The organism is Cupriavidus sp. PET2-C1 (genome assembly GCF_054515855.1).
This window is the reverse complement of sequence record NZ_CM137260.1, coordinates 1577649-1598462: the sequence shown is the minus strand read 5'-3', so window position 1 is coordinate 1598462 and position 20814 is coordinate 1577649. Positions and strand designations below refer to the sequence as shown.

The window sequence follows — 20814 nt, the reverse complement described above, 5'->3', positions numbered from 1 at the left end:
AACTGCAGTTTCACCTCCCCTGCGGGGCGGCGACCTACTTTTTTGTCTTGCCAAAAAAGTAGGCAAAAAAGGCGCGCCGGATGGGGCGACTACCCCCTCGGGCTTCGGCGAAAAGAGCGGCCGGGACCCAAACTCGCATCGCCTTAAGGCGATACTCAGACATGGGTCCCTCTTTTCCGCTCTTTTCGCCGAATCCCGAGGCGCCCCATACGGCCTCGGCACACCTTGACGGCTCGCTTCGCGTCGCGCTTGGGTGTTTCCCGCCCCTTCGGGCGGGAAACACGGCTACCACCGTTGGTTGATCTTGCCGCTGGTTGGCTCCCTTCTTCCACTTGTGGGAGAAGGCCGGGGGAGAGGGCGGGGGCGCACTGCGGCGTTGTGGTGCCAAGGGCCATTGGCTTGGGCCTTTCCCACGCTTTGCACGCATCGACAAGCTTTGTGCACGGCCAGACAAGCGATGATCAGGCCGTGGTGTTAACTTCGATCTCCATGACAGGGCACCAGCCAAGACCAACCGGAGACGAAGATGAATGCACCCAAGGAAGCCCGCAGCGGCCTGAACCAGGCCATCCGCAATGCCATGCTGATCGACGGCGAGTGGCGCCAGGCCGAGTCCGGCGAGACCTTCGCCGTGTTCGATCCCGCCACCGGCGAGGAGATCGCGCGCGTGCCCGCGGGCGGCGCGGCGGATATCGATGCGGCGGTGGCTGCGGCCGGGCGCGCCTTTGCCGGCGGCACGTGGCGTGCCATGATGCCGGCTCAGCGCGAGCGCCTGCTGCTCAAGCTGGCCGACCTGGTCGAGCAGCACGGCGACGAACTGGCCCGGCTTGAAACCCTCAACAATGGCAAGCTGCTGGCGTTCTCGCAAGGCCTGGAGGTGGGCGGCAGCGCGCAATGGCTGCGCTATATGGCCGGCTGGGCCACCAAGATCGAAGGCAGCACGCTGGACGTATCGGTGCCGTTTCCCCCCGGCACGCGCTATAGCGCCATGACCCGGCGCTCGCCGGTGGGCGTGGTGGGCGCCATCGTGCCGTGGAATTTCCCCTTGCTGATGGCGGTCTGGAAGATCGCCCCGGCCCTGGCCTGCGGCTGTACCGTGGTGCTCAAGCCGGCCGAGGAAACGCCGCTCACCGCGCTGCGGCTGGCCGAGCTGGCGCTGGAAGCGGGCTTCCCGCCGGGTGTGCTGAACGTGGTGACCGGCGACGGCGTGCCCGGCGCGGCGCTGGTGGCGCATCCCGGCGTCAACAAGATTACCTTCACCGGTTCGACCGAAGTCGGGCGCCTGATCGGTGCGCGCTGCGGCCAGGATATCCGCCGCGTGTCGCTGGAGCTCGGCGGCAAGAGCCCGGTCATCGTGCTGGATGACTGCGATCCCGCGCATGCCATCCAGGGCGCGGCCGGCGCCATCTTCTTCAACCAGGGCCAGGTCTGCACGGCCGGCTCGCGCCTGTACGTGGCGCGCCGCCACTATGACCAGGTGGTCGAGGGGCTGGGCAAGGTGGCCAATGCCACGGTGCTGGGCTCCGGGCTCGATCCTGCCAGCCAGATGGGGCCGCTGGTGTCGTCGCGTCACCGCGACAAGGTCATGGGGCTGATCGGCACCGGGCGCAGCGAAGGCGCGGACATCGTCGCGGGTGGCACTGCGCTGGACCGCGCCGGCTATTTCGTGCGGCCCACCGTGGTGGCCAACGCCGCGTGCAAGGACCTGACGCTGGTGCGCGAGGAAGTCTTCGGGCCGGTGGTGGTGGCCATGCCGTTCGACGATCCCGAGGCCGTGCTGGCCGAAGCCAACCGGTCCGAGTATGGCCTGGGCGCCAGCATCTGGAGCAACGACCTGCGCGCGGTGCAGCGGCTGGTCGATGGCCTGGATGCTGGCACGGTCTGGGTCAATACGCACAACATCGTGGACCCCAACATGCCTTTTGGCGGATACAAGGCCTCCGGGGTCGGGCGCGAGCATGGCCGCTCCGCCATCGAGGCCTACACCGAGATCAAGTCGGTCTGCATGGCTTACTGAGCGGCATCGCCGCGCGTGGTGGGGGAGTTCGCGCTGCGGGTAATCCCGAGTGTGTAAAACCTAGCCCTGCGGCCATTCTTAGGTCTGCTGCAATCCGGTGGCGCGACGGGCGATGTCCGTCGCGCCATTGGCCAGCCGCTGGCATAGAACCAGCCTGGCTTCCCCCCGAAGAAGAAGCAAAAAAAGAGGAGACACAATGAGCCAAGAACCCGAGCGGGTTATCTCCTGCTGGCCGCGCGTTGCGCAGCGCGCTGGCAATCAAGCAGGCCTGTCGCGCAAGGTGGCAGTGCTGGTAGCGGGGCTGGCGGCGTTCTCGCTGGCGGCGGCGCAGGCCAGGCCGCCGGCCAAGGTGGCCAGCGCCGATCACATCCGTACCGTCACCCGAAGCGTCGACGGCGCCTTCATTGAAGGCAACGCCGCCAAGACACCCGACTGGCCCAGCTACGGCCTGGATTACGCGGAAACCCGCTTCAGCCGGCTCTCGCAGATCAATGCCGACAACGTGAAGGACCTCGGGCTGGCCTGGTCCTACGATCTCGAATCCACGCGCGGGGTGGAAGCCACGCCGCTGGTGGTCAACGGCATCATGTACGTCAGCGCGTCGTGGAGCGTGGTGCATGCCATCGACACCCGCAGCGGCAAGCGCATCTGGACCTTCGACCCGAAGGTCGACAAGTCGATCGGCTACAAGGGCTGCTGCGACGTGGTCAACCGCGGCGTGGCGCTGTATCAGGGCAAGGTCTTTGTTGCCTCCTATGATGGCCGCCTGATCGCGCTCGATGCCGGCACCGGCCGCAAGCTGTGGGAGAAGGACACCATCATCGACCGCACCCACTCGTACACCATCACCGGCGCGCCGCGGGTGTTCAAGGGCAAGGTCATCATCGGCAATGGCGGCGCGGAGTACGGCGTGCGCGGCTATATCACCGCCTACGATGCCGGCACCGGCGAGCAGAAATGGCGCTGGTTCACCGTGCCCGGCGACCCCAGCAAGCCGTTCGAGGACGAGTCGATGGCCAAGGCGGCCAAGACCTGGGACCCGGCCGGCAAGTACTGGGAAGCCGGAGGCGGCGGCACCGCGTGGGACACGCTGGCCTTCGACCCCGAGCTCAACCTGATGTACGTGGGCACCGGCAACGGCTCGCCCTGGTCGCGCAGCAAGCGCAGTCCGGCCGGTGGCGACAACCTTTACCTGGCTTCCATCGTCGCGCTGGATCCGGATACCGGCAAATACGTCTGGCATTATCAGGAGACGCCCGGCGACAACTGGGACTACACCTCCACCCAGCCCATGATCCTGGCCGACCTGAACATCGGCGGCAAGGCGCGCAAGGTCATCCTGCACGCGCCCAAGAACGGCTTCTTCTTCGTCATCGACCGCACCAACGGCCAGTTCATCTCGGCCAAGAACTTCGTCGATGTGAACTGGGCCAGCGGCTATGACCAGAACGGACGCCCGATCGAGCTGCCGGAGGCACGCGCCACCGACAAGCCCTATGACGCCATCCCCGGGCCCTACGGCGCGCACAACTGGCATCCGATGTCGTTCAACCCGCAGACCGGCCTGGTCTACCTGCCCGCGCAGCATGTGCCGCTCAACCTGATGGACGACAAGAACTGGACGTTCAACGGCAAGCAGCCCGGCCAGCCGCACGGCAACGTGGGATGGAACACGGCGAAGTTCCTCAATGCCGAACCGCCCACCAGCCAGCCCTTCGGGCGCCTGATCGCCTGGGACCCGGTGCAGCAAAAGGCCGTCTGGACGCAGGAGCAGGTCTCGCCGTGGAACGGCGGCACGCTCACCACCGCCGGCAACCTCGTGTTCCAGGGTACGGCCGATGGCCGCTTCATCGCCTACAACGCCGCCACCGGTGCGAAGCTGTGGGAGTCGCCCACGGGCACCGGCGTGATCGCGGCGCCCGTGAGCTATCTGGTGGACGGCAAGCAGTACGTGTCCGTCGCTGTCGGCTGGGGTGGCGTCTACGGGCAGGCCCAGCGCGCCACCGAGCGGCAGGGGCCCGGCACCGTCTACACCTTCGCGGTTGGCGGCAAGGCACCGATGCCCGCGTTCGTGCAGTACCGCGCGGGTGAATTGCTGTCGGGCGTGAAGTACGACCCGGCCAACGTCGCGGCCGGCACGGCGCTCTACGTCAGCAACTGCGTGCTCTGCCATGGCGTGCCCGGCGTGGATCGCGGCGGCAATATTCCCAACCTCGGCTATATGAATACCGCCTATATTCAAAATCTCGACAAGTTCATCTTCAAGGGCCCCGCCATGGCGCGCGGCATGCCAGACTTCACCGGCAAGCTGAGCGCGGACGATGTCGAGAAGATCAAGGCGTTTATCCAGGGCACCGCAGACGCCATCCGGCCCAAGGCCCAGGCAATGGCCAAGTAGCGGCAGGGCAGGCTGCCCGCACAGCAGCAAAGGACGCAATCAACAAACTCAGGGCAGGGATATGGCCGGCAACAAGGGCGGTGGGCGAAGCAGGAAACGAGCTTGCGCAGAGGCTTCGCACCGCCTGCGCTGCCTGGCGGCGGCGATGCTTGCCGTCGCGCCCGGCGCGGCCTTTGCCGAGGAAATGCTGCCAGATGTGGTGGTGAGCGTCAGCCGCGCCGAGCAGAAGCGCTTTGACGCGCCGGCCGCGATCGACAGCGTTCCCGTCGATTCGCTGAGCGCGGCCAGCCCGTTGGTCAACCTGTCCGAGCTGTTGCCGCTCGTGCCCGGCGTGGCCGCGCGCGAGCGGCAGAATTACGCGCAAGACTTGCAGCTAGCCGTGCGCGGCTTTGGCAGCCGCTCCACCTTCGGTGTGCGCGGCGTGCGGCTGTTCGTGGACGGCATTCCCGCCACCATGCCGGACGGGCAGGGCCAGGCCTCCACCGCCGATCTCACCAACGCCAGCCGCATCGAGGTGTTGCGCGGCCCCTTCGCCCAGCTCTACGGCAATGCGTCGGGCGGTGTCGTGCAGATTTTCACGCCCGATCCGCCCAAGGCGCCGATGGCGCGCGCCACCACCGGATTCGGCTCCGACGGGCAATGGATGGCCGGCGTGACGGTGGGCGGCGGCAACGACAAGATCGGCGGCGTGCTGGATGCATGGACATTCGAGACCGACGGCTACCGCGACCACAGCGCGGCCCGGCGCCGCCAGCTCAACGCCAAGGTGGTGGCGGAGCCGGTCACCGGCACCCGCGTCACGCTGTTGTTCAACGCCTTCGACCAGCCCCAGGCGCAGGACCCGCTCGGCCTCACGCGCGCCCAGGCCGACGCCAACCCGCGCCAGGCCGTGTCGCTGGCCACGCAGTTCAATACCCGCAAGACCGTGCGGCAGAACCAGGGCGGCGTGCTGGTGGAGCAACGGCTAAGCGAGCAGGACAACCTTGAGTTCCGCCTCTACGGCGGCACCCGCGAGCTCACCCAATACCTGGGCTTCAGCGGCATCGCGCCCTCGTCGGCGGGCGGCATCGTGGATATCGACAGATCCTACGGCGGCGGTGCGATGTCATGGCACCACAACACCACCGTAGCCGGACTGCCTTTGCTATGGAGCGCCGGCGTGGACGCCGACGGCATGCGCGACGCGCGCACCGGCTTCGTGAACCAGAACGGCACGCAGGGCGCGCTGCGCCGTGACGAAACCGACAAGGCCGGCAGCCTGGGCGCCTTCGCCCAGTTCGACTGGACCTGGAATCCCTCCTGGCGGCTGGTCGGCGGCGTGCGCGCCAGCCAGGTCAAGCTGCGCATCGACGATCATTACATCACCGCCGCCAGCCCCGACGACAGTGGCACCGCCACCTACAACAACGTCAGCCCGGTGCTCGGCGTGGTCTGGCAGGCGGTGGACTCGCTTAATGTCTACGCCAACCTTGGCCGCGGCTTCGAAACCCCGACGCTGACCGAAGTCGCCTACGGCCGCGGCGGCATCGGCACCAACCTCGGGCTGCAGCCCTCCACCAGCCGCCAGGGCGAGATCGGCGTCAAATGGCAAGGCAAAGGGCAACGGCTGGAAGCCGCGGTGTTCGATGCAGGCAGCCACAACGAGATCGTGCCGCTGTCCAACGACAACGGCCGCTCCGTTTACCAGAACGTCAACGGCGTGCACCGGCGCGGTCTGGAACTGGGATGGCGCGGCACCTACGGCCCCGGCGAACGCTACGGCACTGGCCTGGCCTACACCTGGCTCGACGCCTACTTTGGCGACGCCTTTCGCAATGCGCAGGGCGCAACGGTAGCCTCTGGCAACCGCCTGCCCGGCACCGCTCGCCACAGCCTGTTTGCCGAGGCCACGTACAAGCCGCTGGCCGACCTCACGCTGGGCGTGGAAATGCGCGTGGAAGGGCGCGTGTTCGCCGACGACCTCAACACGCAATATGCGCCGGGTTACGCCACCTTCAACCTGCGCGCTGGCTATCAATTCCGCGTGGGGCGGATGCGCTGGTACGCCTTTGGGCGCATCGATAATATTGCCGACCGGCATTACATCGGGTCGGTGATCGTGAACGAGAGCAATGGCCGGTATTTCGAGCCGGCGCCGGGGCGGCGGTTTTTTGTGGGGCTGCGGGCGGAGATCTGATTGGCGGCTGGGCTGTCCACCCGGCAGGCATCGGTGGGCGCTGTGTCAGCGCGTGCTTCTTCGGGCAGCAAGAATTCAGTCGATATTGGTGATCCCGATTTATCGCCAGATCTGACGTACATACTTTTGCCAAAGCCTTTTCCAGGCGAAGTGCAATCTTTGCGCCTTCGCCGTACGACCGGGTTGTAGTGTTGTTTCAAAGGTGCCATTCTTGCTGCCTTGTTCAACCACCGGGTCCTCGAACCAAAGAATTTCAATGCCAACCAGCCTGTCCATCGCGTCGAAGGCAAGATCGATTGGCAAATCCATCCTGTTCGCCGACATCCATTCCAGTCTGGCGAATGCCTCCGCAATGCCAATAACATAGGAATCAGTCAAGCGTCCGCGGTTGTTTTTGTACAGGTGCTGACCAGAAATTCGTTGGCTGCGAGGAGTGTACTGGTTCCCGCCACAACCAAGATAAATGACGTGTGGGCACTTATGACTCGAGGATTCGATCAGCGCTTGCTTCAGGCCGACTAGAAAATTCTCCGCCAACACCGCGTCATCTTCCAAAATCAGGGCCCGCCGCCAACCTCGAGAGCAAATACGTTCAAGTGCGACGATATGCTTGAGCGAGCAAGACTTCTGCGTTGGACGAAGGCCTGTGCCCTTGAAGTACTTTTCGTCGACTTTCTTGTCGATGTCGACCGCGTCAAACTCGTGGACAAATTCGCCCTCTAGTCCGAATCTGAGAAGTTGTTCTTGAATATGCTTGCGCCGCTCGACAAACGAGCGAACGTTAATGATCAAGATACCGTCAAGTCCCAAGCGGCGAAGGTCACTTAGGCCAGAGCATGCGTTTTGCATCGGAAATACCCACCAAGGTTGTTGTTTGAACTCAGATGGCAAGCGCCATCCGTTGCGATCCAGCTTCGAAGCCTGATGGGGCGAACCCAATTCGTAATTCACTCAGAGTGAGCGCCGGGCTGCAGGGTGATTTGGCCTAAAACTCAACGCCAATCTGCGCCGCGATATTGGGCGTGTGCGTGCGGAAGAATTCAGGCTTCCTGAGCGGCCTGCCGAGCGTCACCTCGTAGGTCAGGGCGGCGTATCCACCCAAGGCCCAGCGTCCGCGCGCCCCTATCACGGCACCCATCAGCGTCTGGCCCACCAGGAACCCGGCGGATGGGCCGCTGACATGTCCCATGTCGAAGCCCACGAAGGCTTCCTGGCCCGTATTGGCGAGTTGCCAGGCCAGGTCGTTGCGCCAGGTGATGCCGTTCTCGGCGGCAAGGGTGAGTTGTTCATCGAAACCACGCACTGCGTAGCGGTTGCCAATGACGAAGTAGTCGGACGGCAAGATGCGGGTGCGGGCGTACTGCATGCGCACGCTGCCCTGGTAGCGCAAGCGCTCCCCGGCGACCTGGAATGGCACCATCAGGCCGGCATTCGCCAGCACGATCTCCGACTTGCCATCCCAGCCAGGCTCGCCCAGCACAAAGCCAGGCGACCTGGAGTGCGCGGGCAGCGACGCGCGCCATGCCGCGCCAACATCCAGCACCGTGTTGCCGAGGTACTGACGATGCGCGGCGCCGGCCTCGAAGCCGACGAAGTCGCGGTGCTGCACTTCGATGTCGATGCCGTCCAGGGTGGAACTGGCGGTCTTGCGGAACACCTTGGCGTACAGGCTCGTCTTGCCCGAAGCGTTGCGCAACGGCACGTAGCCAAGGCCTGCCTCGATCTGCGTGCTGCGCCCGCCGTAGACGATATCGCCGTCGAAACCCGCCACCGTCTGGTGGTAGCGCGACTGGTTGGCGTTGAAGAAAGCGTTCCAGTAACCGAAGGGAAGGCTGTAGTTGATGGCCGAAGAGTGGGTCCCAGCCGCGCCGTTGCCGGCATTGGCATTGGTGCTGCCGGAGAGGGTGAGGCTGTCGTAGAGGAACAGTGGCGAGTCCACCGTCAGCGTGCCGCCCATCTGGTAGCGCCCGGTGTTGTCCAGTCCGGCGTTATCGCCCGTCACGAGGACATGCCAGCGCTTGCCGGTGCCCGGCTTGATGATCAGTTCCGTGTCGCCGGGATTCTCGCCGGGCACCAGGTCGATGCCGGCATCGGCCTGCCCCTGCAGGCGGCGCATGTTCTCCGTGCCCTGGTCAAGGTCGCGCTGGTTCACCAGCCCGCCGGGGCCGGTGGGCAAGGCCATGCGCCACCAGCCGGGCGTGCCCTCGGCCTTGACACCAGAGAGGCGTCCCGCCACCACGCGCAGGTGCAATTCGCCGCCGGCGAGATTCTGGCCCGGGATCACCACGCGCGTGGTCATGTAGCCTCGGGCGAGCAGCCGCGCCGAAAAATAGTCCTGGATGGCCTCCAGCCCCTTGCCCCCAACGCATTGCGTGGGCAGGATGCCCGCCTCGGCCTGGAGCCATGCAAAGTCCTCGGCACCCTCCCAGCGCACCGTCCTGATGCGGAAGCAGGGCGACTCGGCAGGCAGGATCAGCGGTCCCGCGATGCCGGCGTTGGCGGGGGAGGTCGTCAGCACATCGGGACGGGCCAAGGCGCGCTCGCGCGCAGCCTCCTGCTGCTGTTCCTGGCGGCGCTCGATGGCGGCGTTCGGGGTGACAGGCGGGAACGCGGGCGGGAAAGCGGGCAAGGCCTGGGCAACCGCGAGTGTGGGCAGCGTCAGGATGAGCGGGGCAAAAGGGGAGACGCCACGCGCCTTGCGGCGCGCGTTGCGGAAGTTCATCGGCATAGGTTGACGCGGCTTACATGTCAGGCAATTCGACGCGGTGGCTGATGATCTGGTCGGATTAAATGGCTATATGTTCATGAGGGGTGCGATCGAGCGCACAGAAAACATCACGCATTGAGGCTCTGCGAGCGAGAATAAATGGACCAGATTTCCGCGGCATCGAAAGGTGATGCCGGGGTGAAAAAATAAGCCAGATCATTTTCTCCACTCCAGATTTCAGATGGCATTGTTGATGCCAGCGCCGCTGGCCGCGTTGCCAATGCCTCCCGCGCGCAAGTGCGCTGCCGCATGAGTGAGGCTGGACCACGCCCAGGCCAGACGGACGATACCGAGTTTTTGTGCAGATTGAAATCGGACAAATCCGAAAATGAGGGGTGAAATTTCCTATTCAATCGATTCAGCGCTGAATTTGGCCAGGTTCTGAATGGTCTGCGGCCGTCGGGGAGACATTGCTGGTAGGTGGCCTGCTCCTGCCGGCGGCGTATGCTTTCTGTGGCCTGGTCAATGCCGCGCGCGCGTGCGCCTGGGCCAATTGGCAAGGCCATGCGCCATTAGCCGGGCGTGTCGCCGGCCTGGCCACCTGAGACGCCTGCGGCTACGAAGCGCAGGCGGCATTCGCCGCTGGCGCGTATGGCCTCAAGTCGCTTGCCGCTGACGCATTGGGTGGGCAATTGGCGCGGTTGATCCGGGTTGATGACTACAGCACCCGCTGTCCATATATCCACTCGATACTGCCGTATGGCGCGACACGATTGAGGTCATCCAGCATCGTTCGTGCGCTTACCGCATCGCCTTTGACAAACTTCGCATAGGCCGCGCCATGGAACAAGGCTTCCGCAAATGCCTCCTGCTGCTCGGAGCCGGACATCTGTCCGATCAGCGTAGCCGCTTCTTTCTGCGTGTCCTCTCCCTGCCACATCCGCAGCAACGCACCGTAGTGGCCCTTATCCTTCTGGGCGTAGTACGTCGCCATCTCTTCCAATTGAGGGTTCACCAGCGCGTTGTCTTTGGCCCGGCTCATGATGTAGCGATAGACGAGGCTGCGGTAGGCATAGAAGCTCGGCCCTTCAAGCGGTGCCTCCGCATTGGCCAGCGTTGCGATAGCGTCACGCCACTGCTCGAGCTGGATATGCGCAAAGGTGGCTGTCACAAAGCCCTCCGTGAACGTTCCGAGCGCGAGCGCTCGCCCGGCGGCAGCCTGGCTCGCGGCGTACTTCCGTGTCGCCTCCAGTTGCGGCGCCAGCAATGCCAAGGCCCCTCGCGGGTCATTCATGCTGAACAGGATACTGGCCTTGGTAGCGATGAAGTCCTTATTCTTTCCAGGTTCGACCAAGCTCAGCGCCCGGTCGATGACGGTAAGCGCTTCCGCCGATTTGCCCATCGAGTCCAGTTCCGCCGCTTGCTGGCGCAGGGCGAACGCCTTGTCCCAGGTCGACTTGGCCGCTGACTCTTCAACGCGTGCTTTCTCCAGGCGCTGTTTGTGAGCGGCGAGTAGATAGTTTTCCGCTGCCATGGCGGGAATTGCCGCGAGGCTCAGCACGGTGACGGCGATGAGGTGCAAGGTGCGCATGCGATTCATGGTGATCATTACTCTTGTTTTTGTGGCGTCAATTGTTGGGGGCGGGCGCGGTCGGACACTTCTGCGCCAATTCCAGGCGAATGGACTCATCCGCGCCTTGGTCATCGATGCGCCTGGCGGCAACCCAACAGCGGTTGCCGGCGGTTTGCATGAAGACGTCATAATCCCTGCCCGGCTCGGGAACGAACGTAACCGCAGGCGGCGTACAGGAGGAGGACTGCGGGTTGAGCGACAACCTCACCGTGACGGGCTTTGCTGCCGGGACGACGTATTCCTTGATGAAGTCCTTGAAGGCAAGGCCGTCGACGCGCATGTAAGGGCGCGGGCTCTGCGGCATACCGATCGTTACGCTGTTGGACGAGTACTTCCACGACGCCAGAAAGCCATCGTTCACATCGACGCGTTTTTCATCCTGCAGGTAGATGTCCCTGTAGCAAGACTCGCCGGGCCGGAAAGCCGCGCTGCCAGTGCCATTGCCAGAAAGGAATCGGATGCGTGCAGAAACGGTGGGATCGTACGTCGGGGTAGCGACGGTGACGCTGTGTGTGGGTTGAGGGAGAATTGAGCAAGCCGTAGTCAGCAGCGCAGTGACCACAGCTAGGGCGAGGGTTCTTTCCGAGAACGGTACGTGGTTCTTTGTCACGAGAGTCCTTGATAGGTAGATGTTTGCACGCCTGGTGGCGGTAAGAGGGACGGCGGCCCCAGAGGTATCGCGTCTATTCTGGGAAGACCGGAGACGGAGATGCCGGATACCCGACACAAAGGTGACGGGCTCCCGGCTGACCACGTGGCCGTTAGTTTGCGAGATGCCTTCGATGCCCGAGTTGCGCTTTGCCTGGGAGGCGGAGGCCGATACGCCGGAGCCGGCGTTGCCGTTGCCAAGGCCGTACGACACACCGGCGGTGGACCTTTTTTCGCGGGCTCGCGAATTAACGAAGGCCATCTATGGTTTTTGTCTGTCAATCTTATCTTTCCTTTCAATCTGCCGTGTTTTTATCCACGCATATAAGTACCAGGCCGAAATTGCCAGCATCCATAGAAGGCACAGGGTAGAAACGGCATAAAGGTGTTTTTTGGTAACGTTAAACCCGAGAAGTTTTAGGATCGCCAGCGGTATTAACATTATCCAAGGGGCAGTAATTCCCTGGGCTGCCCACAAAATCTTCTTCAGTATTTTCTTCATTTATTCGGTTTTTGTGGGGGTGGAATGGAGGAGCCAGAACCCTGAGCCGCATTACCGAATCCGATGCCAATGAGAGGTGCCGATTGATTTGGCTTCTGAAGTAATGCTGGAATGCCAGAATTAACGTATGCTGGGAACAGGCGGGCTGCCCTTCCTTTTATATATTCTCCAGATTTCGCTCCAGAGACGCCAAAGAGGGAGCCAACGGTGGCTGCGCCCACTAAGCTATTGCTATCCCCGTAAAGCATATTTTGAAACTGCGCATTTAAAATGGCATTTACGCTACCGAGTACGGCATTACCATACGCGCCTGTGTTCATGCCTACGGGTGTCAAGATTACCCCGCTAACCGTAGCCATAGCGGTTTGTCCGGGTCGAATTCCACCAGTTACCAAAACTTGTCCTACCATATCTGCAACGCCGCTCACAACACCGCCAATACCTCCAGCGGCGGTGCAGGTCGTCGGATTGATCGAGCAATTCATAACGGTACCTTCTATTACCCCAGGTGCCGCAGCGGCAACTGCAGGGCCTACAGCAAGCACCGCAGCAGCGCCTACAACGCTGACAACTGCCCCTGCCACCCGCGTGCGTTGTGCGTCACCTGCAGCCCCGGCTGCCGCTGCTTGGTATTGTCCGGGTTGCTTCAGCCCATTGATATGGTAGAACGCCGCGGAATCACCCAGCGTCTTGCCATACATCGTCGAGTCGTTCTTCTGGGCTGCAGTGGCATGGAACATGTATCCCGTTCCGTTAGTCCCATCCGCAGGAAGAAGTCCACGGCCTAGCCTGAGGAATTCGCGTGCTGCGGTATCCTCCTCGCCGCCCACGCCCGCCTGGACTTGCCGGAATCCCTGCTGCGCAAGGCGCATTTCTGCGTCCGATTCGGAGATACCTTGTTGCTTTGCGAAAGCCTTGGCATTGTCCTTGATCCACTTCTGTTCATCCGGATGCAACTGCCGATTGAACCGATCCACATTCGCCGCCGTCGCCGCCCCCGACCCACCACTCACGATGGCACCAACGCCACCCGCTGCAATGTTGGCCGCCACGTTGCCGAGCGCTTCATTCAACCCGGCGTTGCCGGTATCGATGCTCTCTGACACCGAATTGCCAAGCGCTTGCAGTTTGGGCGCGGCCAGCGACGATGCGCCCGCGCCTGCGGCGCCGGCCAGCGCGTTGCCGCCACCGAGGCCCGCAACAAGCGCGCCGCCTGCGGCGTGCAGCACTGCGCGGTAGTCGCCGCCTTCCTCCCAGTTCTTGGCGTCGGCAAGGTACTTGTTTTCCAGTTCGGTATCCCCGGCGTCGTGGGCGGCTTTGGCATTCGCACGGGCCTGCTTCTCTTTGGTGCCGGCGACGTCGCCCACTGTCTTGGCTACCGCCTCGCCAGCGGCCTGGGCGGCGGCCATCGTGTCGGACTGTTTGTTCAGTACCTGGTCCAGATTGGGGTTCTTGCCGACCGTGCTGTTGGTGCCGGCGGTGTCCCGCTTCAGGCTGGCCAGGTCCTGCTTCTGGTTGGCCTGGTCGTTGATGGTGATGGTGCCTTCGGCGATGGCGCTGCGTGCGACGCCGTCCTGGCTGCGGCTCTCGTGCTGCGGAATCATCGGGTTGATGCCGCCGGTGTTCTTGCCGGAGGTCTGGCCGCTGTTGCGCTGGCCATTGGGTGCGCCAAATGCGCCGCCTGCGGAGAGGCCTGCGGAAGTCGCGCTGTAGTCCGAGTGGTTGGCGATGTCGCTCCAGGTGAGCGTGCCGGTGGTCAGGTTGTTCTTGTCCTTGCCTGCCTCGCTGGCGATGACTGCGCCCTTCAGGTCGGTATTGCCCTTCACGGTAATATCGAAGCCGTCCTTGCCGGCATGGATGCCGGACTGCTCACTGACGTTGGCATAGCTGCCATTGGCCTTGCCCTTGGACGCGGAGAAGCTGGCGGACCCGCCGCCCTGGCTGATGCTGAAGCCGCCGCTCATGCTCTCCTGCTTGGCGTGCATCTCCTCGGTGTCCTGGCGGCTGGCGATGTTCAGGTTGCCGCCCACGTCTGCGATCACCTTGCTGCCGCTGACGGTGGCGCCGAGGATGTTGGTGTCGTTACCCGATGCAAGGGTGACGGACTCTCGGCCGCTCACGTGGCTGTTGGCTTGCGAGACGCCTTGGCTGTCCGAGTTGCCCTTTGCCTTGGAGGCGGAGGCCGATACGCCGAAACCTTGCGCGCCATACGATACGCCGACGCTGGCGCTGCTGGACTTGTTGGTGCTGTGGCTCTCGTTGGTGTCGGTGGCGGAGACGATATTGATATCGTGCCTGGCTCCCAGCGCCACCTTGTTGGCGTCGATGTTCGAGCCTGCGATGTTGAGGTTGCCTGCCGTCTGGTTGCCGTTGGCATCCACGCCCGTCGCGACGAAGGCCGCTGTGCCGCCTGCCGATACGTTGGCGCCGTTGTGGCGGGTGGCGTCCTGCGTCATGGTCTGCTTGCTCTGGCTGGTGCCCCAGGAGAGCGTAACGGCGGCGCCTGCCAGGGGGTTGCCGCCGGCCTGCGCCAATGCGCCGCCGGTGTCGGCAATGTCGCGCGCAGCGGCGATTCCCCACAGCGCGGACGCGCGGCCGTCCTGGCTTTGACTGGCCGAGTTGACCTTGTTCCCGGCGGCGATGGCCGCGCCGATGGCGCCGCCCGACACGCCCAGCGTGAAGCCGCTTTGCTTGACCTCGTGGGTTTCGTCGTGGTGCTGGCGGTTCTGCGCGGCTTCGATGGTCACATCCGCGCCCACGCCGGTGATGTCCTGCCTGGCGATCAGGTCGCTTCCGGTGACCGTGAGGGTGCTGCCCGCGTTCATGCGGACGCTGCCGTCCGTGCTGCCTACCAGGCTCCCCACCTGCTGCGTGCCGTTGTCGTTGGTGGTGTCCTTCTGGGCGCGGTTGCCGTACGAGAGGCCGGAGCCGGTGGCGCCGAACCCCGATTTCTTCTCTTCCTTGTAGGTGTAGGCGGATGAGGTGGTCTCGGTGGTGCCGATGGTCAGGTTGCGCCCTGCGCCGAGGTTCACGTCGTGCGTGGCCGCCACGGTGCTGCCCGCGACGGCCAGGTCACGTCCTGCCGCCATGGCCACCGTGTCGCCGGAGAACGTGCTGCCCAGCGCCTCGGTCTGGCTGTTGGCATCGATGGCATGGGTGGACTTCTTCGACAGGAAGCCGCTTTCCTGGTAGGCGTGCTCGTCGCGTACGGAACTCGATGCCTGACCGGCCTTGACGATGATGTCACGTCCCGCGCCCACGGCCAGCGCGCCGTCTGCGCTGACATAGGCGGCGGTGGCGTTCACGTCGCGCCCGGCGCTCAGGGTTGTGTTCTTGCCCGCCGTGACCTGCGTGCCGATTTCCGCGCTGCGCGATACCGCTGCATTGTTTTTTGCGTCTTTGTAGCGGCGTTCCGATTCGCTGACCTCGACCGTGCCGAGGTGGATATCACGGCCCGCCGCCATGCCCAGGCTGCCGGTGGCCTGGATGTTCGCGGCCTTGGTGTTGATGTCGCGCCCGGCCACGAAGGTGGCGCTGTCGGCCGCCACGCTGGAGATGCCGGCGATCACGGCGCGGCTGCCCGCGAGGTTGCCGCTGCCGCCGGCCCCGGAGGCGGTGGTGGTGGTCAGGTTGATGTCGCGGCCTGCCGTGGCTGCCAGTTGGCCCGCCGTGATTTGTCCGGCGAGATTGTTGATGTCCTGCCTGGCGCTCAGCCCCATGACGCGCGCCGATAGCGCGCCGCTATTGTGGATATTGGCCGCGTCGATCAGCGTCACGCCGCGGCTGGCGATGGTGCCCGTGTTCTTCACGTCGCCATCGGTCTGGATGACGGTATCGCGCGCGGCCATCAGGGTGCCGTCCCCCTTCAGGTCGCCCTCGCGCACTTTCAGGTAGACCTGGGGCACCAGCACGCGCTGGGTGGTGCCGTCCGTCAGGGTGACCGTCTTCTCGACCAGCCACACGATGTCGGTGGTGAGCGCGCGCATCTGGTCCGCCGTCAGCCCGGTACCCACGTTCAGGTGGAACTGCTTGCCGAACGCGACGCCTGACTGCATCAGCGCCTTGTATTGCGCCTCGTTGTCGGTGTAGTCGCCCACGAAGCGCTGGCCGGTTCCCAGCATCACGGCGTCGGCCACCAGGCGGGCTTCATAGTAGCCGTCGCCCAGGCGCTTGAGCACGTGGGTGGGGTCCTGGCCCAGTTGCGTGAGCATGACATCGCTGGACAGCCACTGGCGCTGGTTGGTGAAGCGCGGGTCGGTCTCGATCAGGTAAGGCGTGCCCGGCTCGCCGTGAATCTTGAAGAGCGCATTGCCGGGCATCGCCAGCGACGGCGAGACGGCCCGGATGACGTCGCCGCCCAGGCGGCCTCCGGCCCCCGTGCCGAGGGAGATCTGCGTGAGCGTTGGCGCGGTGGCGATAGGGCCGGTGCCGGCCTTGTCCGCCACGATCGTGCCAGTGCCGTTCACAACCTGGTAATCCAGCGCCTCCCCCTTGGCGAGCTGGGTCGGGATTTCCAGATGTACCGCTGGCACGCCCATGTTGTCGTAGCAGCGGTCGCGCCCGCATGGGCGGGTGTATTGGCTGGTGCCGGTCGTATCCTCGATGCGCGTCGCATCGTACGCAAGATTGTTGACAGCGCCGCTGCCGCCGCCGGCAGCAAGCGTGCCGCCAACGAGAATCTGGCTTTTGTCGTTGGTGACCGCGCCAGTGAAGTTGGCGTTGCCGCCCACCAGGATGCGGGCGGGATCGGTGTGGGCGACAACCTCGTCCTGCACACGGGTGTCACGCCGTTCGATGGTCCAGGACTTCACCAGCCGGCCCTGATAGTCGCTGTTGAATGCCTGGATCTTGCCATTCAGGGCTTCGTAAAGCGGTTTGCTGGCGGCCTTTGCGGTATGGTAGGCAACCAGATCCGCCCGGTATTGCGTATGGCAGGCCACTGGCGATCCATCCAGGCAGGGGGAGGGTACGGGAGGCAGCGCGCCGGGCCGGGCCATCCCGAATTTGTCCCAGATCGGGTCGTCAGCCTTGTAGACAAGATGATCGGCTTCCAGGCTGCCATTCGCGTCCGGCGCGAACGGCAGCAGTGCCAGGCCCACGGGCCAGTTTGGACCGGACGAGCGGCTGTCGCTCTGTCCCGGGGTGCCATCGGCCTGGCGCGCCCAGTCGAACGGGGGGCCAAACACGCTGAAGGGGTACTGCGCCGAAGGCAGGAGCAGGCGCTTGTGGTCGTCATCGCCGAGGTAGGCCAGGTCATCGCCGTGACTGGCGATGTGGCCAAATATGGCCCCCGATGCCGTTGGCAGCACGAGCATCGCAGTGCTTGGGTCGATTTTCTCGGTGCTGCCATCGAGCCGATAGTAGAACGCATGCACGGTCCCGGTATCGGTGCGCTCGGTGCGGAAGTGGTCGTTGCGGTTGGCAAGGGCGGCAACGTTGAAGTTGGCGCTGCCTGCCACGTCGATGGTGGCCGAGGCGTTGGTGAGCGTATCGGCCTGGCCGGTTGCCTTGCCGCTGGTATCCAGCGCGCGGCCCACGTTCAGGTCTTGCGACGAGTAGACCAGCGCGTGCTCGCGGTTGACGATCTCCGGGGCGCCCAGCTCGATGCCGCCGCTGCGCGAGGCGATCACGGCCCCCTGGCCGGTGGCGGGGTTGATGTCGTTCAGGATATGCCGGCCGGCGCCGATGGCCACCGAGTCGCCATAGATGCGGTCGATGTTGGTGACGGTGGTGCCCGCCAGGATGCGCACGGCGCCGCCGTCGATGAGGCCTTTGTTGAGCACTGCCTGACCGGCGCGGACGGTGTTGGAGACCCGGCCGGACAGCTCGCCCGCGTTGGTGACGTTGCGCCCGTGGACGACGGCATCGCGGCCTGCCACCAGCTTGCCATCATTGGTGAGATCGCCGGCGGCATTGCCCTGGGCATCCTCGATCAGGATGTTGAGATCCCGCGCCGCGGTCACCGTGCTGGTGTTGTGGAAATCGGTTTGCAGGATCGCGGTGACGTCGCCCGCATGGGACTGCAGCGAGCCATCTCCGCTGAGGCTGTTGCCCTTGATGCCCAGGGCCTGGTTGGCGGCCAGCAGGCCATTGGTGTTGGTGATGGCCTCCACATTGAGCTGCGCCGTGCCTCCGGCGGTGACTTCGCCACGGGTGTTGCCGAGCGTCGCGGCATCGGCGGCAAGCGAGGCATCGGCACGCAGCGCGCCCTGGGCATTGTCGATGGCATGGGCGGCCAGCCTGACGTTGGCGCCCTCCATGCCCTTCGGCGCCGCGTCGGTGCCGGAGAGGGTGTCGCGGTTGAGGATGGTGCCCGCCTGCGCATCCAGGGTGCCACCGGCATGGACGAAGCCCGCCGTGTTGTCGAGGGTAGCCGCGATGCGCACCTTGGCATCGCTGTTCGATGCGACCTGGCCGCCAGTGTTGGTGAGGCTGTCGCCCGACATGGCCAGCGGGCCGCCTGCCACGATCTTGCCGCTGGTGTTGTCAAGTGCCGTGCCGGTAACGGTGAGCGCCTCTTGTCCTGACACGATGCCGTCCCGGTTGTCAAAGGCGCCGGTGCTGGCCTGGATGTTGCCCGCCGCGATCACGCCCAGGGTATTCACCAGCGCCTGCCCGCCGGTGTCCGCCGTCAGCGTTTGCCCTGCCGAGATCTGGCCATGGTCGTTGATGATGGGGCCGCCCGTCAGGGTGATATCGGTGGTGGCGAGCGCCTTGCCGCTGGTGTTGTCCAGCGCTCCGGTCACCCGTAGCGTGTCTTGTACCGACCCGATGACGCCACCGCGATTGACGGTGCTGACGGCCGCGACAGTGGTGGCGCTGGTCCCGGCGATGGTGCCGCCGGTGTTGTCCACGGCCTGCGCCGCGCCCACGCCGAGTGCGCCGCCACTGGTGATGGTGCCATCCTGGTTCAGGATGTTCGCGCCCTGGACGGCTCCGCCTTGGACGCCCCCGGCGATGGCGCCGCCGCGATTGTCCAACGTGCCGCCAGCGTTGAGCTGTACGGCATTGGCTTCCAGCCGTGCGTTCTGGTGGTTGATGTCACCCGCCGCGGACAGATAGGCGGTGTCGTGCGCAACGACTTTGCCGTTCGACAGGTCCAGCGTGGGGGCTGACAGCTTGGTGTCGGCGCCGGACACGATGGTGCCAAGGGATTGGATGGCCGTGCGCGCGGCGAGATGGGCCGTACCCGCGCCGGTCACGTTGGCATTGGCATCGACGCCCGCGCCAATGGTGCCGCTGTTGGCGATGCGGTCGGCCTGGGCCAGCAGATCCGTGCCGGCGGCCAGGGTGCCGCTGTTGCTCAGTTGTCCCGGCGTGGCCGCGGCAATGCCGCCGCGCGTGGTGATGGTGCCCGCGTTGCTGATGTTGGCGCCGGTGACGGAGGCGCTGCCCTCGGCTTGCAGGCGGCCACCTGGCACGATACGCACGTCGCCGTTGTTGTCCACCACGATGTCGCCCGAGCGGGCGGTGACGCCGCCGCCGAGATGAAAGCCGACACCGCGTTCCGTGCCGATCAATTTGACCGCGCCGCTATACATGGAACTCAGCGCCGAGGCGTCGAGCGCGAACTGCGGGGCAGGGCCGTTGCCCGCTTGCGCGGTGGCACTCAGGGTTTCATAGCCGACCTGGTTGGCACCCGCGACCACATTCAGGTGCCTGGCCCACAGCTGCGCATTGACGTGGATCGAGCGCGCCAGCAGATCGACCTGCGCCTGCGGGCTGGACAGGCCTTGTCCGCCGATGCCGATGCTGCCGCCCCGCACGTCGAAGCCGGCCAGGCTGCCATCGGCGCTGAACACCGGACGTCCGGTTGACAGCGTGAAACGGTCCGCGTTGATCGCCCCGCATCCCGAGCAGTGCAGGCCCGCCGGATTGGCCAGGATCAGATTGGCGCGGTTCCCGGCGATTTCTTGTGCGCCAAGCAATCGGGAGGGGTTCGGCTGGGTGACCTGGACCACGATGTTGCCGGCGTGGCCGTTGCCGAGCATCATGTTTCCCTGGACCCAACCCGCAATCTGCGTCTGGCTGTTTGCCCCGCTGTTATTCAGTACCACGCCGGACGGGCCGACGTTGTACTGAATGAAATGACTCACGCTGGTGCCGCCGTTACGGTTGGGCGGGGGGATGTTCACGACCGGGACGCCATTGGCCGCCACGCCCACCACCGGACGCTGCCCCGGCACATTCTTGTCCACTTGAATCGGCAAGGATTGCGCGTGCGCCGACTGGTCCAGCAACACCGGCAAGCCCATCATCGAGGCTGTCAACGCGGTGAGCCATAGCACCGGCACGAAAGCCGAGCCTAGGCCACTGCGTTCGGCGTTGCCTTGGCGGCCCTTGCCGCGCCCCGCGGCATGTTCCGGTACTGCGACCAGCATGCCGCGCACAGCGTTGAAAACCAAGCGATGGATATTCTTGTTCATCCTGCGTATCGGGAGAAGTCGGGTATGCAAGCGCGTTGACGCTTGGGCGAGGCTGGACTAGGCCCAGGCCGGACGTACGATACCGAGCCGAGATTCGGATTGAAATCGGACAGGTACGAAAATGAAGCGGGAAATTTCCGAATCGCTTATTCAATCCAGTCTGAGGGGAATGGCACCAGGCACTGAATGGCGAGGCCGCCAGGCTGACTTCAGCCCGCGGATGGCGGCCTGGCCGAGCCTGTGGCTGGAGCGGCGCAGTCCCGGAATTTGCGCGCGTCACCGTCAGGCTCCGCTACACTGCTACGGT

General features: G+C 64.7%; 9 protein-coding genes and 1 pseudogene. 3 read left to right on the top strand and 7 right to left on the bottom strand.

From position 1 onward, the window contains the following. Positions 1–526: 526 nt before the first annotated feature. The 3 genes from styD (at position 527) to ACX12D_RS27110 (ending at position 6591) form a co-directional block, all read left to right on the top strand. Positions 527–2017: a phenylacetaldehyde dehydrogenase StyD gene (styD, locus tag ACX12D_RS27120; RefSeq protein ID WP_459374109.1), complete on the top strand. Its 1491-nt coding sequence runs from the start codon at positions 527–529 to the stop codon at positions 2015–2017. A 196-nt stretch (positions 2018–2213) separates the two neighbouring features. Further along, positions 2214–4415: a PQQ-dependent dehydrogenase, methanol/ethanol family gene (locus ACX12D_RS27115; protein ID WP_459374108.1), complete on the top strand. Its 2202-nt coding sequence runs from the start codon at positions 2214–2216 to the stop codon at positions 4413–4415. 145 nt (positions 4416–4560) lie between these two features. Further along, positions 4561–6591: a TonB-dependent receptor family protein gene (locus ACX12D_RS27110; protein WP_459374107.1), complete on the top strand. Its 2031-nt coding sequence runs from the start codon at positions 4561–4563 to the stop codon at positions 6589–6591. A gap of 99 nt (positions 6592–6690) precedes the next feature. Here the strand turns inward: ACX12D_RS27110 and ACX12D_RS27105 are convergent, their stop codons facing one another. The 7 genes and pseudogenes from ACX12D_RS27105 to ACX12D_RS27075 all read right to left on the bottom strand — a co-directional run bounded on the left by ACX12D_RS27105 (position 6691) and on the right by ACX12D_RS27075 (position 20507). Then, positions 6691–7542 (bottom strand): glycosyltransferase family 25 protein, encoded by an 852-nt coding sequence (locus tag ACX12D_RS27105; protein WP_459374106.1) that lies wholly within the window; start codon positions 7540–7542, stop codon positions 6691–6693. Positions 7543–7576: 34 nt separating this feature from the next. Continuing rightward, entirely contained in the window at positions 7577–9313 is a 1737-nt protein-coding gene (locus tag ACX12D_RS27100; protein WP_459374105.1) for a ShlB/FhaC/HecB family hemolysin secretion/activation protein, read from the bottom strand. A 703-nt stretch (positions 9314–10016) separates the two neighbouring features. Further along, complete coding sequence (locus ACX12D_RS27095) at positions 10017–10907, bottom strand: hypothetical protein (protein ID WP_459374103.1); 891 nt, start codon at positions 10905–10907, stop codon at positions 10017–10019. 19 nt (positions 10908–10926) lie between these two features. Further along, positions 10927–11541, bottom strand: coding sequence for a hypothetical protein (locus ACX12D_RS27090; protein ID WP_459376536.1), 615 nt, complete (start codon positions 11539–11541; stop codon positions 10927–10929). A 168-nt stretch (positions 11542–11709) separates the two neighbouring features. Further along, positions 11710–11841 (bottom strand): annotated as a pseudogene (locus tag ACX12D_RS27085) (hypothetical protein); the annotation flags it as partial. Next, positions 11842–12081, bottom strand: coding sequence for a hypothetical protein (locus ACX12D_RS27080; protein ID WP_459374102.1), 240 nt, complete (start codon positions 12079–12081; stop codon positions 11842–11844). It abuts the pseudogene before it with no gap. Continuing rightward, entirely contained in the window at positions 12078–20507 is an 8430-nt protein-coding gene (locus ACX12D_RS27075; protein WP_459374100.1) for a hemagglutinin repeat-containing protein, read from the bottom strand. The genes ACX12D_RS27080 and ACX12D_RS27075 overlap by 4 nt, the downstream gene beginning before the upstream one ends. Between the last annotated feature and the right edge of the window lie 307 nt (positions 20508–20814).

Coding starts and splice junctions, on each gene's coding strand:
- styD (WP_459374109.1), top strand. CDS start 527: ATGAATGCACCCAAGGAAGCCCGCAGCGGCCTGAACCAGGCCATCCGC.
- ACX12D_RS27115 (WP_459374108.1), top strand. CDS start 2,214: ATGAGCCAAGAACCCGAGCGGGTTATCTCCTGCTGGCCGCGCGTTGCG.
- ACX12D_RS27110 (WP_459374107.1), top strand. CDS start 4,561: ATGCTTGCCGTCGCGCCCGGCGCGGCCTTTGCCGAGGAAATGCTGCCA.
- ACX12D_RS27100 (WP_459374105.1), bottom strand. CDS start 9,313: ATGAACTTCCGCAACGCGCGCCGCAAGGCGCGTGGCGTCTCCCCTTTT.
- ACX12D_RS27095 (WP_459374103.1), bottom strand. CDS start 10,907: ATGATCACCATGAATCGCATGCGCACCTTGCACCTCATCGCCGTCACC.
- ACX12D_RS27080 (WP_459374102.1), bottom strand. CDS start 12,081: ATGAAGAAAATACTGAAGAAGATTTTGTGGGCAGCCCAGGGAATTACT.
- ACX12D_RS27075 (WP_459374100.1), bottom strand. CDS start 20,507: ATGAACAAGAATATCCATCGCTTGGTTTTCAACGCTGTGCGCGGCATG.